Below are 14,890 nucleotides of genomic sequence, written 5' to 3'. Positions count from 1 at the left end.
ATATGATAGGGGCTGACCGGGGCGGGGCCACTGTGAGTGACTCTCGGTTTTCTTGTGCAAAACTATCTTGTTGAGGTGTTATGGGCTTTGCTAGCGAGTGCCTGGAGATCGCCCCGAGCTGCGAGGAGCGGATGCTGGGGCGGGAGGGATTGCCCCTGCTCGGTGAGGCGGGCATCTTCCTGACCGGTCTCTCCCGCCTGCGGGATCACTACCTCATCCGCCGCAACAGACCCGAGTTCCACATCCTGATGGTCAGCCACGACGAGGGGGGCGTGCTGCTGACCGGGGCGACCGAACAGCCCATTCCCGCGGGCGCGCTGGTGTTCCTGCCGGCGGCCGTACCGGGCGGGTTGCGGCTTGTCGGCGAGCGCTGGCAGACCAGCTGGATCCTGCTCGACGACATCCCGCGCTGGCGCCACCTGCACCGGCTCGGCCACCGCATCTGGCAAGGGGAGGAGGGGGAGCAGCTCTACCATCTGCTCAGCCTGATGCAGGGGGAGGGGGTCCGCTCCCCCCTGCAGCCGCAACTGCTCAGCCTGCTGCTGGCGCTGCTGGACAGGACCCTGCAGGGGGAGGTGCGCGGCACCCCGGAGCTGCGGTTGCAGGCGCTGTTTCGGCGGGTGGAGGCACGCCTCGACGAGCCCTGGAGCGTGGCGCTGCTTGCCGGCCAGATGGCCTGCTCTGTGCCCCATCTGCACCGCCTCTGCCGGCAGCTGTTCGGCATGGGGCCCATGGCCTGGCTCACCCAGCTGCGAATGAACAAGGCGCGCCAGCTGCTGCTCTATACCAACTGGCCGCTCGGCGAGCTTGCCGGCCGGGTCGGTTACAGCGACGGTGCCAACTTTGCCAACCGTTTTCGCCGCCTGACGGGGCAGACCCCGGGGGCCTTTCGTCGACTGGGTCGCAAACCTGTCGCCACGGATGCGCAAACTCTTTGAAATTGTTGGCCCAAGCCCATAGGATCGGCGGGCCACACAGTCAAGGTACAGATCCATGTTTGAAGATAATAATCAGAAACGTCCTCTCTACATCCCCTACGCCGGCCCGGCCCTGCTGGAGACGCCGCTGCTCAACAAGGGCAGCGCCTTCACCAGCGAGGAGCGCAGCAGCTTCAACCTGGAAGGCCTGCTGCCCCAGAACATCGAGACCATCGAAGAGCAGACCGTGCGGGCCTATCGCCAGTTCATGGCGTTTGGCAACGACATGGACAAGCACATCTACCTGCGCAACATCCAGGATACCAACGAGACCCTGTTCTATCGCCTGCTGACCAACCATCTGACCGAGATGCTGCCGGTCATCTACACCCCGACCGTGGGCAAGGCGTGCGAGGAGTTCTCCAACATCTACCGCCGTGCCCGCGGCCTGTTCATCTCCTATCCGGACAAGGACAGGATCGATGACATGCTGCAGAACGCCACCAAGCAGAACGTCAAGGTGATAGTGGTCACCGACGGCGAGCGGATCCTGGGTCTCGGCGATCAGGGCATCGGCGGCATGGGCATTCCCATCGGCAAGCTGTCGCTCTACACCGCCTGTGGCGGCATCTCCCCGGCCTATTGCCTGCCGGTGGTGCTGGATGTGGGCACCAACAACCAGCAGCTGCTCAACGATCCCTTCTACATGGGCTGGCGCCATCCGCGCATCTCGGGGGAGGAGTATGACGAGTTCGTCGATGCCTTCATCCAGGCGGTCAAGCGCCGCTGGCCCGAGATCCTGCTGCAGTTCGAGGATTTCGCCCAGGGCAATGCCACCCCGCTGCTCAACCGTTACAAGGATGAGCTGTGCTGCTTCAACGACGACATCCAGGGTACGGCCGCGGTGACGCTGGGCAGCCTGATCGCGGCCTGCAAGGCCTCCGGTGCCAAGCTCTCCGAGAAGCGGGTCGCCTTCCTCGGCGCCGGCAGCGCCGGTTGCGGTATCGCCGAGCAGATAGTGGCGCAGATGAAGGCCGAAGGGCTGAATGATGCGCAGGCGCGGGGCCGGGTGTTCATGGTCGACCGCTTCGGCCTCATCACCGACAAGATCCCGAACCAGCTGCCGTTCCAGCGCCGTCTCTCCCAGCCGGTGGAGCGGATCAAAGAGTGGCCGGTGGGGGACAACATCTCCCTGCTGGAGGTGATGGAGCACGGTCGGCCGGATATCCTGATCGGCGTCTCCGGTCAGCCGGGTCTGTTCACCGAAGAGGTGGTCAAGACCATGCACAAGCATTGCACCCGCCCCATCATCTTCCCGCTCTCCAACCCCACCTCCCGGGTGGAGGCCACCCCGGCGGACCTCATCCGCTGGACCGATGGCCAGGTGCTGGTGGCGACCGGCAGCCCGTTCGCGCCGGTGGAGCACAAGGGCAAGCGCTACGTCATCGCCCAGTGCAACAACTCCTTCATCTTCCCGGGGATCGGGCTCGGCGTCATCGCCTCCGGTGCCACCCGGGTGACCGATGCCATGCTGATGTCGGCCAGCCGTGCCCTGGCGGAGTGTTCGCCGCTGGTGAAGGGGGAGGATGGCTCCTTGCTGCCGGATCTGGCGGATATCCACCAGGTGTCCCGCTACATCGCCAAGATGGTGGCCAAGACCGCCATGCTGCAGGGCAAGGCGGTGCAGACTCCGGATGAGGTGATCGATCAGGCCATAGAAGCGAACTTCTGGCGGCCGGAATACCGGCGCTATCGCCGCACCTCGTTCTGATTCGGGTCAATGGCACAGATGCAAAAAGGGATGCGGTAGCATCCCTTTTTTTGTGCACGGCATGAGTGCCGGTTGCTACTGTGCCGGTTGCTCGGCAGCGGGCTCAGTCGCTGGCTCAGAGGTGGCGGGCATAGCGGCGTCGGCATCCTGCACGCCGGTGACCCGGATCTCGACCCGGCGATCAGGGGCAAGGCAGTCGATGAGCGCGGCCCTGGGCTTGACCTCGTCACACTGGTTGCCGGTCACCGGGTTGCTCTCGCCATTGCCCTGAATGCTGACCTTGTCGGCCGGCAGGCCCTTGCCGATCAGGAAGTTGGCTACCGTGCTTGCGCGGGCTTCCGACAGCGCCTGGTTGTTGGCATCTGAGCCAATGCGGTCGGTGTAGCCCATCACCACGGCACTGCCATTCTTGGGCTGGATGTCGACTATCTGCTGATAGAGCGACTCCAGCGCCTGCATCCCCTCAGGTTTCAGCTCCGCCTTGCCGAAGGCAAACAGCACGTCCGAGCTCAGGTTGAAGGTCTGATCCACGGGGGCCGGAGCCGGGGGCGGCGCCACTATGGGGGCGGCGACCACGGCCGCGGCCACGGTGCGGTTGGGGTGCAGCACCAACTCCAAGGTGGCGGTACTGATGTCGCTGACCCAGCGCTGGGTGCCGCTGCCCACCTTGTCGTTGTCCGAGTCATCACCGACCCGCACCATATAGCGATAGCGGGCCTGGATGTCGATCCAGTCGGTCAGCCTGGCGGTCATGCCAAGCCCGGCCAGCGGCGCCAGGTTCTCTTCGTTGCCGTTGATGGATTTGACGCTGTAGAGGTAGCCGCCACCCTCGGCAAACACCGAGAAGATGTCATTCAATGGCAGCCGGCCCAGGATCGACAGGGTTGCCCCCTGGTTGCTGAACTCGTGGCCATTGATATCCCATTCGCCGCCGGACAGATAGCCCAGTTCGGCGCCCAGGTTTTCGGTGAAGTTATAGCCAGCGAAGACGTTGTAGGCGGTGTCATCGTCGCTGACATCCTGACTAAAGTCATCGATATCATGTGCCCATGCCCAGCCCGCCCCTGCCCCTATATACCAGTCGTGAACGGGGGCCGCCTGCGCCGCCGTGGTCGCCAATGCCAATGCAATCCATACCGGTTTCAGTCTTATGTTCATCGCGTATCCTCGTCGATGTTGGGTGTTATAGGGCTCCCAGCCCTTGTTATGCATAACCACCATTATGTATAGGCGATATAAGAGGTTTAACCACTTAAGTGGCGCATCCATATAGAAATTCTGTGAGACAACCGGCAGCTATTGTGATCCGGCCCGGGGGGCGGGCGGCAATATTTTGGCATAAAAAAAGGGGCCGTGCGGCCCCTTCTTTTCGTGCAAGCATGCAGCTTATTGCTGGACTTCCTGCACCCCGGTGACGCGCACTTCGACGCGACGATCCGGAGCCAGGCAGGAGATCAGCTCGTTCTTGCCCTTGACGCCATCGCACTGGGTGCCGGTGACCGGGTTGGCTTCGCCATGACCTTCGATGGCCACCTTGCCTGCCGGCAGGCCCTTGCCGACCAGGAAGTCGGCCACGGTACGGGCGCGTGCTTCGGACAGCTTCTGGTTGTAGGCATCGGAGCCGATGCGGTCGGTGTAACCCACCACCACGGCGCTGCCATCTTTCGGCTGAACGTCAACGATCTGCTGATACAGAGTATTGAGTGCGGCGGTCCCTTCCGGCTTCAGGGTGGATTTGCCGAAGGCAAACAGCACGTCTGAGCTCAGGGAGAAGTTCTTGTCGACCACGATGGGAGCCGGCTCGGCGACCACGGGGGCGACCACGGGAGCGACATAGGTGGTGCGGTTCGGGTGCATCACCAGTTCCAGGGTCGCGACGCTCATGTCGGTTTCCCAGGTCTTCTGCTCGTCACCCAGGCTCCACATGTAGCGGTAACGGGCCTGCACATCGATGAGATCGGAGAGCTTGGCGGTCAGACCCAGGCCGGCGAGGGGGGCCGTGCCGTTGTCGCTCTCGCCATTGCCGTTGACGTGGTTGAAGTAGGCACCGCCTTCGGCAAACACGGAGAAGATGTCGCTCAGCGGCAGGCGGGCGATACCGGACAGGGTCGCACCCTGGGTCTTGAAGTCGACGCCATCGACGCCACCCTTGCCGGCGTAGAGATAACCCAGCTCAGCGGCAAAGTTCTCGTTGAAGTTGTAGCCACCGAACAGGGACAGCGCGGTGGCGTCCTTGTCGGCATCCTGGCCGAAGGAGTCAAGGTCATGGCCATATGCCCAACCGGCACCCATACCTGTGTACCAGTCGTCGGCCGCCTGGGCGGTGGAAGTTCCCATGGCTGCAATAGCCAGAGCAATCAGGGTTGGTGCCATTTTCATTTTCATCATTTTATCCTCGTTGAGTTGCCGTGCTATGGGCGTACTGCGCACTCTTCTGTTATACCGACCGCAGATGACAATTCATGCTGCGACGTCGTGAGCCGATCACGGGCGGCTTGAATAAAAAATGGATGGTAACCTGGATTCTCATGAAGCTAATTCTCCATGGACAACTAACCGGGCAATAAGCACTTTTAATAGTTCATCCAATGTCTTACAAGCGAGGCTACTGTATTCTTTTGACCCACATTGATCAAGTTTCTGTACAAACATCCAGCGAGGGACTAGCGGTGAGGAGGGGGAGACGGCAAGGGGGCAGGAGAGGGCGAGCGTTGCCGTGACGCAGATCGCAGGCAAGCAAAAGGGGATGCCGTGGCATCCCCTTTTCGCATTATCTGAGCGGAGTCAGATTACTGCTGAACTTCCTGAACGCCGGAGATGCGAACTTCTACGCGACGGTCCGGGGCCAGGCAGGAGATCAGCTCAGCCTTGGCCTTGACGCCGTTACACTTGGTACCGGTGACAGGGTTGGCTTCGCCACGACCTTCGATACCGACCTTGCTGGCAGCCATACCCTTGCTGACCAGGAAGTTGGCAACGGTGCGGGCACGAGCTTCGGACAGCTTCTGGTTGTAAGCGTCAGAACCGATGCGGTCGGTGTAACCAACGACTACGGCGTTGCCGTCTTTCGGTTGGAACTCAACGATCTGCTGGTACAGAGCGTTCAGAGCGTCAACACCTTCGGCCTTCAGGCTGTCTTTGCCAAAGGCAAACAGCACGTCGGAGTTCAGGGCGAAGTTCTTCTCAACGATCTGCGGAGCAGGAGCGGCTTCTTCAACAACAGGAGCGGCAACCGGTGCTACGTAGGAAGTACGGAACGGGTGGTAAACGGCTTCCAGGGTAGCCACGCTCTGGTTGGACTTGTACTGCTCGCCGGTGGCGGTAGTCAGGTCAGCCACGTCCCACATGTAACGGTAACGAGCTTGCAGATCCAGCGCGTCGTTAACCTTGTAGGTCACACCGGCGCCAGCCAGCGGGGATACTTTGGTATCGCTGGTGCCCATACCGTCGGTGTGGCCCCAGTAGGCGCCAGCTTCACCGAACAGGGAGAAGTCGTTACCCAGCGGCAGACGAGCGATACCGGACAGGGTGGCACCCTGGCTCTCGTAACGGTTGCCATCGGTGTTACCACGGCCGGTGTACTGGTAGCCCAGCTCGGAACCGAAGTATTCGTTGAAGTTGTAACCTACGAAGGCATTTGCAGCAGCTGCGTCTTCTTCACCGGCGGTAACGCCTTCGATCTTGTTCAGACCGTTGAAGTGAGTAGCACCGACACCGGCACCGAAGTAGATGTCGTCAGCGGCGTGTGCAGCAGTTGCGCCCATGGTAGCCATAGCGATGGCGATCAGGGAAGGAGCCATTTTCATCATAAAAAAATCCTCGTTGAGATGGCACGTAGTCCACGTGCTTCGCATTTTTTAATTTATGTAAGCTGCTGGCTCTGCCGGGCAACAATGGTTGCACCGAGCAGGGATCCTAGATCCATCCAGGAGGCACGTATCTGGGTGCACAGGTGAACGGGTTGCATTGTCGACAATGCTTCCCCCTTCACGAACAGCCGATGTCATTCCGATGACGTGGCGCACTTTATGCTCATTTCAAAACATGATCAAGCTCACAGATAATCGATAAGGCAATTTGTGTCGTGTGAGTAACTGGCTGTTTATCCGAATTTATTAGTGATCCAGGTAGGCGCGGTGCAGCTTTTTTTCAAGCTTCATATAGGCCTCAACCCAGGCCGGCCGTGCCGTGGCTCCAGACTCCCGCGTGGAAAATACCGCCAGGTAATCGGCCTCGGTTGCTTCGCACAGCAAGGGGGTGAAGCTGAGGAGAAAATGGCGGGCGAGATAGGGGTCGAGGGGCCAGATATTGAGGATGGCCCGCGCCACGGGCTGAACTGCTGCTGAACAAATGAAATTTCGATGTCCGGCCTCCAGCCACAGCGCCATCTCGCACAGACCCTGTTCGGGCACCAGGCCGCCATCTCCTTGCGTCACGGCAAGCTTCATATGGTTACCATTGCCGAGCAGCAGGGTGCCATCCTCCTGCAAGACGCCGTCGTGGCCGCGCAGGGGCAGCGTGCCGGGCTGCTCGAGGTAAAGGCTGCACCGGTCGGAGAGGGCCGCCAGCACTGACGCGGCCTCGCTTTGCAGGGCGGCTGGCAACCAGAATGCCTCGGCTCGGGTTTGCTGGCCCTGAAGGAGCTGTCGAGCGAGGGTCGCTGGGTCCGAATCGGGATGAAGACGGGAGATGATGCCTGGAAATACCATGCTGATTACTCTTTAAGGGATAACCGGCGGATTATACGAGTTATGGCCGTGGCAACAATAAGGTTTCTTTTCGAGACTGTTTACCTGAGGCTGCTCTGCGATTACCATCCCCGATGTTTGTTAGGGTTGTCGTCGAAAGACGCTTATTAAAGATAGAGGCTCGACCATAACGAGTCCGTTCAAAACTGATACACTTGACTACGAGTCGTCGCGAAAAATACAGGTGGAGTGAATCCGCCGAACGGAGTATGGAACACCATGAATTCAAATATCGTAACTGTTGGCAAGAAGATCCGTCAGATCCGCGAAGCGGTTGGCCTGAGCCGTCCCAAGTTTGCCGATCTGCTGGGTGTCCCCCCGACTACCCTGAAGAACTATGAACTGGGTTATCGTGAAGTCGGAGGCGCCTTCCTGGTCGCCCTGGCTCATCACCCGGAATTGCACAAGTTCACCCTCTGGCTGCTGGCTGACAAGAAAGTCGCCGAAATCGGTCAGATCGGTCCGGACGATATTGCCAAGGCCTGATCATCGGAGCTTTGGTAAAAGTGCCGCCCTCGAGGCGGCATTTTTTTATCCATCAAAATGCCGCCATATTTAATTAAATGCTGTCGGCTGTGCTCTGCGCAGTGATTTTAATTAAAACCGCTTGGCAAGCTGGATTAATCCCCAGAGAATTCCGACCCTTGAATGGGGAGCCTCCTCCCGTGATGCGTACAGTGAGACAAGCATGAGTCAAACCATACCGAAAGCCAGAGATGGCTTCACCAGCACCTTCGGCGTGCTCGCCGCCACCCTGGGATCGGCCGTCGGCCTCGGCAATATCTGGAAATTCCCCTACCTGACCGGGGAAAATGGCGGCGCCGGCTTCCTGCTGGTCTATGTCATCGCCACCCTGCTGGTGGGCTTGCCGGTGATGATCTCGGAGATCATGCTGGGCCGTCAGGCCAAATCCGACGCGGTGAGCGGACTCATCAAGCTGGCGCCCAAGGGACAGCCCTGGTGGCTGATCGCGGCCATGGGGGTCACCGCGGCCTTCCTTATTATGTCCTTCTACTCCGAGGTGGCGGCCTGGGTGTTCGCCTACATCTTCAAGGCGATCAGCGGGGAGATCCTGTCGACCGATCCCGCCGTCACAGGTGCGGCCTTCAACTCCTTGATCACCAACCCGCTGCAGAGCCTGCTGTGGCAGTGGCTGGTGCTGGCGCTGATGGGGGGGATCCTGTTGATGGGGGTCGCCAAGGGCATAGAGGCGGTGACCAAGAGGCTGATGCCGGTGCTCTTCATCCTGCTGCTGGTGATCGGCCTGCGCAGCCTGACCCTGCCGGGGGCGAGCGAGGGGCTGCGCTTCCTGTTCTCCCCTGACTTCTCCAAGATCACCGCCGGCGTGGTGCTGACGGCCATGGGGCTGGCGTTCTTCAAGCTCTCCATCGGCATGGGCTGCATGATGACCTATGGCAGCTACTTCCGGGACGATCAGCACATTCCGTTGACCACGGTCCGGGTCATGTGTGCTGACCTGTTCGTCTCCATGCTGGCGGGGATCGCCATCTTCCCGGCGGTGTTTGCGTTCGGCTTCGAGCCCTCGGCCGGCCCCTCCCTGCTGTTCATCACCATTCCGGCGGTGTTCGCCAGCATCCCGTTCGGCCATCTGTTCATGGTGCTGTTCTTCGTGCTCTCCGCCATCGCGGCGACCGGCGCCATGCTCTCCATCCTGGAGGTGCCGGTCTCGGTGCTGTCGGAGCGCTTCCACATGAGCCGCCCCAAGGCGACCCTGATCAACCTGCTGGTGCTGGGGGTGGTCGGCTCGACCTGTGCGCTCTCCAACAGCACCCTGGCGGAGGTGCAGATCGCCGGCAAGACCTTCTTCGATCTGTTCGACTTCATCTCGTCCAACGTGCTGATGCCGCTCGGCGGGATCTTCCTCTGCCTGTTTGTCGGCTGGGTCTGGGGCTATGAGCGGATGGCGGCGGCGCTGACCAATGGGGGCAAGCTGGAACTGAAGATCCTCAAACCCCTGTTCTTCATCATCCGTTACGTGTCGCCCTTGCTGATCCTGATCGTGATGCTCAAGGGGCTGGGGCTGTTCTGATCCCATTCCCTGAGATAAAAAAGAGCGCCGGTGGCGCTCTTTTTTATTGTGACTAACGGCGCTCAGATGAGCCTGAGCCGGGACAACTCCTCCTTGAGCTGCTCCAGGTTGCGCTCGACGCAGGCTTCGCCCTCACTGATGGCGTCGCCCGCCCGATGGAAATCCATGATGGAGAAGCTGCCAAGACGCGGGCAGAGCTGGATCTCGGGGGGGTCCCCGGCCATACGGGCGCGGGTGATGCGCTCCTGCATGATGTTGATGGAGCCCGTCATCACGCTCCACATGCCGGGGGTGCTCGGTTCACCCCGGTTCAGCCATTGGCTGAACCGGCCGCCCTGAACGGGTTCGTCGGAGTCGTCAGCCCAGGGCTGGTGCATATCGGCGTTGAGGTTGACGGCGATCACCACCTCGGCCCCCATGGCGCGGGCGAGGGAGATGGGCACAGGGTTGACCACGGCGCCATCCACCAGCCACTGATCGTCGACCCGGGTCGGGGTCAGGATGCCGGGCATGCCGCAGGAGGCGCGCACGCATTGGCGCAGCGGGCCCTCTTGCAGCCAGATCTCGCGCCCGGTGTTGAGCTCGGTGGCGACGCAGGCGAAGGGCAGCGGCAGGCTCTCGATGGGGGGATCGCCGAGGTGGTTGGCGGCGATGCCAAACACCTTCTCGCCGCGAAACAGGCCGCCGGAGAGGGCGGGATCGAGCAGTCCCATCACCTGCAGCCGGCTGAAGCCGCGCACCCAGGACTCCAGCTTGTCCAGCTCACCGGCGGCGTAGGCGGCGCCCACGAAGCTGCCGATGGAGCAACCGGCCACCAGATCCGGTTTGACGCCGAGCCGCTCCAGTGCCCGTATGATGCCTATGTGTGCCCAGCCCCGGGCAGCGCCGCTGCCCAGGGCCAGTCCCAAACGGGGTTTTCGTGACACGGTGCGTCTCCTTGCATGAATGAGGGCTCCAGCTTACTCCCTGTTTTCCCGGCCGTCATCCTGCTAGCCCTCACCCTGAGTGCGGCCGCAGGCCTGGGCCCGACCTAGGGTCAGATTCACCCACCAGAGGCGAGTCTGATGATCTTTCGCCCTGGCTGTTACGATTTGTCACATTTATACATAGTCGCGGCATAGTCAGGAGTTACCATGATGCCATCATTGATGAAGTCTCCTCGTTTCTCCTACATTGCATGGATTGTTTGATGAAAATGCGCATATGGTTGTGGCTCCTCCCGCTCGCCCTGCTGGTGGCGGGTCTCTGGTATCTTCGTCAGGCCGAACCGGTCAGCAAACCCCAGCCGAAGCAAGTCAATATCCGGGCGCAGACTGTCCGGCAGAGCCTGGCCGAGCCCTCCATCAAGCTGGTCAGCAAGCTGGCGGCGAACCGCTCAGTGGCGGTCAGTCCCGAGGTCACCGGCCGCATCGTCAAGATAGGAGTGCGCTCCGGTCAGCGGGTCAAGCAGGGGGAGACCCTGATCGCCCTGGATGAGGGCAAGCAGCGGGCGGAGCTGGCCGAGCAGAGCGCCAGCCTGCGCGATGAGAAGCGCAAGTTGCGCGACATGCGCCGGCTGGTGGAGCGCGGCGCCATCACCAATTCGGAGCTGGAAGGGCAGGAGGCGACCGTGGCCCAGGCCCAGGCGAGGGTCGACGCGGCCCAGTACGAGCTGTCGCTGCGCACCCTGCCGGCCCCCTTCAACGGCACCGTCAGCCTGATCGATCTCAGCGAGGGCGCCCTGGTCAACAGCGGCGACGTGCTGCTCCACCTGGATGAACTCGCCCGGCTGCGGCTCGATCTGGCGGTGCCCGAGCGTTATCTCGCCCTGCTGAGGCCGGGCATGGCGGTGACGGCCACCAGCTCGGCCTGGCCGGACCAATCCTTCTCCGGCGTGTTGGAGACGCTCGACAGCCGGATCTCCAACGAGACCCAGAACATCAAGGCCCGCGTCATCATCCCCAATCCCACCGGCCAGCTGCGGCCCGGCATGATGATGAACGTGGAGCTCTCCCTGCCCGCCCAGAAGATGACCCTGATCCCGGCCCAATCGGTGGAGTACGCCGGCGAGCAGCGCTTCGTCTATCGACTGGAGACGGATGGCCGGGTGAAGCGCATCCCGGTGGAGCTGGGGGATACCCACGGCGAGGAGGTGTGGGTCATCAAGGGGCTGAGCGTCGGCGATCGCATCGCGGTCGAGGGGCTGGTCAACCTGCGTGACGGTGCCTATGTGCGCGATCTGGCAGAGGTAAAAGGCTGATGTGGCTCTCCGATATATCAGTGCGCCGCCCGCTGGTGGCAGTGGTCATCAGTGCCCTGCTCACGGTGTTCGGCCTGGTAGCTTTTTCCAAGCTGACGGTGCGGGAGATGCCGGACGTGCAGACCCCGTCCGTCTCCATCACCACCACCTATGACGGCGCCGCCCCCGAGGTCATGGAGAGCCAGGTCACCAAGCCCATCGAGGATCAGCTCTCCGGCATCAGCGGCATCAAGAACATCAACTCTGTGACCCGCAAGGGGCGCTCCTCCATCACGGTGGAGTTCAAGCTCGGCTGGAACATGGTAGAAGGCACCTCGGATGTGCGTGACGCCATCTCCCGCGCCCGTCCCAAGTTGCCGGACGAGGTGGACGAGCCCATGGTCACCAAGGACAACGGTAACGGGGATGTGGCGATCTGGCTCAACTTCAGCAGCACCCAGATGGACCGCACCGCCCTGACCGATTACGCCAACCGGGTGCTGGTCGATCCCCTGAGTCTGGTGGACGGGGTGAGCGAGATCTCCCTCTCTGGCGATCTGACCCAGGTGATGTATGTCAGGCTGCGTCCCGCCGACATGGCGGCCCGCGGCATCACGGTGGCGGATGTGCAGGATGCCCTCAAGCGCGAGAACATCGAGCTGCCGGGCGGGGAGATCCGTAACAACAGCATGACGATGGCGGTGCAGATCGCCCGTCTCTACCACAGTGCCGAAGATTTCCGCTCCCTGCCGGTGGCGACCGCCGCCAATGGCCAGAGCATCTACCTGGCCGACATCGCCGACGTGGAGGTGGGGGCCAAGAACGAAGACAGCGCCTACCAGCGCAATGGCAAGGAGAGCCTGGGGATAGGCATAGTCGCCCAGTCCACCGCCAACCCGCTGGCGGTGGCCCAGGGGATAGAGCAGAAGATGAGCGAGATGCAGCGCTTCCTGCCGGAGGGGGCCAAGCTCGAGGTGGATTACGACTCCACCGTCTTCATCAAGCAGGCCATCCACGAGGTGTATATCACCCTGGCCATCTGCGCCGTGCTGGTGGTGGCCGTGCTCTATCTGTTCCTGGGGCAGGGCAGAACCACCCTGATCCCGGCCATCACTGTGCCGGTGTCGCTCATCTCCGCCTTCATCGGCGCCTGGTACCTCGGCTTCTCCATCAACCTCATCACATTGCTCGCCCTTATTCTCGCCATTGGCCTGGTGGTGGATGACGCCATAGTGGTGGTGGAGAACATCCACCACCATCTGCAGCGGGGGGAGCCCCCGCTGATGGCGGCCTGGCACGGTACCCGCGAGGTGGGCTTCGCGGTGATCGCGACCACGGCCGTGCTGGTGATGGTGTTCGTGCCCATCGCCTTCATGGATGGCATGGTGGGGCGGCTCTTCACCGAGTTTGCCATCCTGCTGTCGCTCGCCGTGCTGTTCTCCTCCCTGGTGGCGCTGACTCTGACTCCGGCCATGGGCTCCTGGCTGATGCGCGCGGTCGACAAGCCCAACGCCCTGACCGCGACCCTGGACCGTGACCTCGGTTGGGTGGAGTTGCACTACCGGCGTCTGCTGGGCTGGGTGCTGCGCCGCTCCGCCTGGACCCCGCTGGTGCTGGTGCTCTGCCTCGGCGGCATCGGCGCCCTGTTTAGCCAGCTGCCCGCCAGCCTGACCCCGACCGAGGACAGGGGCGTGCTCTATGTGTTCGTCAAGGGGGCCGAGGGCACCAGCATAGAGCGGATGAAGCGCAACATGCAGCAGGTGGAGGCCGCGGTCATGCCGCTGCTCGGCAAGGGGGTGGTGCAGGCCATGAGCTTCAGCACCCCGGCCTTCGGCCGCGGTGGCGATCAGACCGGGATGGCGATCATCCAGCTGACCGACTGGGCGCTGCGCGGCGAGACCGCGACCGAGTTCGCCCGCACCCTCAGCACACGCCTCGCCGCCATCCCGGACGTGATGATCCGCACCTTCCAACCCGGCTTCAAGGGCGGCTCCAACGCCGCCGTGCAGTTTGTGCTGCAGGGCTCGGACTATGCCGAAATCTATGAGCAGGGGCTGGTGTTGCAGCAGGCCGCCGCCCAGAGCAGCCTGATGCTGGCGCCGGATCTCGACTACGCCGAGAAGACCCCCGAGCTGCAGGTGACCATAGAGCGGGACAGGGCCAGTCAGCTCGGCATCCCCGTCTCCACCGTGGCCAGCTCGCTGCAGGCGCTGCTCGGCGGCGTCAGCCAGACCACCTATGTGGACAGGGGCGAGGAGTATGACGTCTATCTGCGCGCCAACCAGCGCGACTTCAACGGGATCTCCGATGTCAGCCGCATCTATCTGAAGGCGGCCAGCGGCGAGATGGTGAGCCTGTCGACCCTGGCCACCGTCAAGCAGGTGGCGAGCCCGCAGCGCCTCAACCACTACCAGCGCCAGAAGGCGATCGCCCTCACCGCGGACGTGGCCCCCGGCCACACCCTGGGGGAGGCGCTCGACTTTCTCGACGGCTGGGCCAGCACCCATCTGCCCGCCGGCATGACGGTGGACTATGCCGGCGACTCCAAGGACTACCGTGACAATCAGGGCGAGATGCTGATGGTGTTCGGCCTGGCCCTGCTGGTGGTCTATCTGGTGCTGGTGGCGCAGTTCGAGAGCCTGTTGACCCCGACCGTGGTGATGGTGACTGTGCCGCTCGGCATCTTCGGTGGCCTGCTGGGCTTGTGGCTGACGGGGCAGGAGCTGAGCATCTACAGCCAGATCGGCATGATCATGCTGATCGGCATGGTGACCAAGAACGGCATCCTCATCGTCGAGTTCATCAACCAGCTGCGCCAGCGTGGCGAGGGATTCGAGGAGGCGATCATCGCGGCCTCGGTGCGCCGCCTGCGCCCCATACTGATGACCTCGCTGACCGCCATCATAGGCGCCGTGCCGCTGATGATCTCCATGGGGGCCGGCTATGAGAGCCGGATGGCGGTGGGGACTGTGGTGTTCTTCGGCCTCTCCCTGGCGACCCTGGTGACCCTGGTGATGGTGCCGGCCATCTATCACCTGCTGGCCAGACGGGCCGGCATGACCGGCGCGCGGGATCTGCTGGTGGACGAGGCGCTGGCGGTGGACAGCGAGCCCGAGCAGCGGGGCAAGCCGGCGGCCTGAGCGGCCAGGCTGATCCCGCTGGATTGAGAAGGGCGCCTGCGGGCGC

Annotated in this window: 11 protein-coding genes; 6 read left to right on the top strand and 5 right to left on the bottom strand. The window is 62.4% G+C overall.

From position 1 onward, the window contains the following. The first annotated feature begins 80 nt into the window (after window positions 1-80). Window positions 81-938, top strand: a complete 858-nt coding sequence (locus tag EL255_RS15535) for a helix-turn-helix transcriptional regulator (protein WP_042653975.1) — start codon at window positions 81-83, stop codon at window positions 936-938. Window positions 939-993: 55 nt separating this feature from the next. Then, window positions 994-2,688 (top strand): NAD-dependent malic enzyme, encoded by a 1,695-nt coding sequence (locus EL255_RS15530; protein ID WP_042653974.1) that lies wholly within the window; start codon window positions 994-996, stop codon window positions 2,686-2,688. A gap of 75 nt (window positions 2,689-2,763) precedes the next feature. On the opposite strand, the gene EL255_RS15525 is transcribed toward EL255_RS15530, so the two are convergent. From EL255_RS15525 to EL255_RS15510, 4 genes are all read right to left on the bottom strand, one after another. Beyond that, the gene (locus EL255_RS15525) at window positions 2,764-3,846 is read right to left on the bottom strand and encodes an OmpA family protein (protein ID WP_042653973.1); all 1,083 of its coding nucleotides are present in this window, start codon (window positions 3,844-3,846) and stop codon (window positions 2,764-2,766) included. A gap of 228 nt (window positions 3,847-4,074) precedes the next feature. After that, entirely contained in the window at window positions 4,075-5,073 is a 999-nt protein-coding gene (gene ompA / locus EL255_RS15520; protein WP_042653972.1) for a porin OmpA, read from the bottom strand. 404 nt (window positions 5,074-5,477) lie between these two features. After that, window positions 5,478-6,497, bottom strand: a complete 1,020-nt coding sequence (locus EL255_RS15515) for a porin OmpA (RefSeq protein WP_042653971.1) — start codon at window positions 6,495-6,497, stop codon at window positions 5,478-5,480. 306 nt (window positions 6,498-6,803) lie between these two features. Further along, window positions 6,804-7,397, bottom strand: a complete 594-nt coding sequence (locus EL255_RS15510; protein ID WP_042653970.1) for a hypothetical protein — start codon at window positions 7,395-7,397, stop codon at window positions 6,804-6,806. A 258-nt stretch (window positions 7,398-7,655) separates the two neighbouring features. On the opposite strand from EL255_RS15510, the gene EL255_RS15505 reads away from it, so the two are divergent. After that, on the top strand, window positions 7,656-7,922 hold the full coding sequence (locus EL255_RS15505; protein WP_005298604.1) for a helix-turn-helix domain-containing protein: 267 nt from the start codon (window positions 7,656-7,658) through the stop codon (window positions 7,920-7,922). A 202-nt stretch (window positions 7,923-8,124) separates the two neighbouring features. After that, window positions 8,125-9,486: a sodium-dependent transporter gene (locus EL255_RS15500; protein ID WP_042653969.1), complete on the top strand. Its 1,362-nt coding sequence runs from the start codon at window positions 8,125-8,127 to the stop codon at window positions 9,484-9,486. A gap of 62 nt (window positions 9,487-9,548) precedes the next feature. On the opposite strand, the gene rssA is transcribed toward EL255_RS15500, so the two are convergent. Beyond that, window positions 9,549-10,412, bottom strand: a complete 864-nt coding sequence (gene rssA, locus EL255_RS15495) for a patatin-like phospholipase RssA (protein WP_042653968.1) — start codon at window positions 10,410-10,412, stop codon at window positions 9,549-9,551. A 263-nt stretch (window positions 10,413-10,675) separates the two neighbouring features. Here rssA and EL255_RS15490 point away from each other — a divergent pair, with 263 nt between their 5' ends. Together EL255_RS15490 and EL255_RS15485 are read left to right on the top strand one after the other, a co-directional pair. Next, window positions 10,676-11,725 carry an efflux RND transporter periplasmic adaptor subunit gene (locus tag EL255_RS15490; protein ID WP_042653967.1) on the top strand — a complete coding sequence of 350 codons (1,050 nt, stop codon included), beginning with the start codon at window positions 10,676-10,678 and terminating at the stop codon, window positions 11,723-11,725. Continuing rightward, entirely contained in the window at window positions 11,725-14,844 is a 3,120-nt protein-coding gene (locus tag EL255_RS15485) for an efflux RND transporter permease subunit (protein WP_042653966.1), read from the top strand. Before EL255_RS15490 ends, EL255_RS15485 begins: the two co-directional genes overlap by 1 nt. Window positions 14,845-14,890 lie beyond the last annotated feature (46 nt).

The organism is Aeromonas encheleia, from assembly GCF_900637545.1.
GTDB classification, from domain to species: domain Bacteria; phylum Pseudomonadota; class Gammaproteobacteria; order Enterobacterales; family Aeromonadaceae; genus Aeromonas; species Aeromonas encheleia.
This window is presented reverse-complemented; position numbering and strand designations above follow the sequence as displayed.

Coding starts and splice junctions, on each gene's coding strand:
- EL255_RS15485 (WP_042653966.1), top strand. CDS start 11,725: ATGTGGCTCTCCGATATATCAGTGCGCCGCCCGCTGGTGGCAGTGGTC.
- EL255_RS15515 (WP_042653971.1), bottom strand. CDS start 6,497: ATGATGAAAATGGCTCCTTCCCTGATCGCCATCGCTATGGCTACCATG.
- EL255_RS15530 (WP_042653974.1), top strand. CDS start 994: ATGTTTGAAGATAATAATCAGAAACGTCCTCTCTACATCCCCTACGCC.
- EL255_RS15490 (WP_042653967.1), top strand. CDS start 10,676: ATGAAAATGCGCATATGGTTGTGGCTCCTCCCGCTCGCCCTGCTGGTG.
- ompA (WP_042653972.1), bottom strand. CDS start 5,073: ATGAAAATGAAAATGGCACCAACCCTGATTGCTCTGGCTATTGCAGCC.
- EL255_RS15510 (WP_042653970.1), bottom strand. CDS start 7,397: ATGGTATTTCCAGGCATCATCTCCCGTCTTCATCCCGATTCGGACCCA.
- EL255_RS15525 (WP_042653973.1), bottom strand. CDS start 3,846: ATGAACATAAGACTGAAACCGGTATGGATTGCATTGGCATTGGCGACC.
- EL255_RS15505 (WP_005298604.1), top strand. CDS start 7,656: ATGAATTCAAATATCGTAACTGTTGGCAAGAAGATCCGTCAGATCCGC.
- EL255_RS15500 (WP_042653969.1), top strand. CDS start 8,125: ATGAGTCAAACCATACCGAAAGCCAGAGATGGCTTCACCAGCACCTTC.
- EL255_RS15535 (WP_042653975.1), top strand. CDS start 81: ATGGGCTTTGCTAGCGAGTGCCTGGAGATCGCCCCGAGCTGCGAGGAG.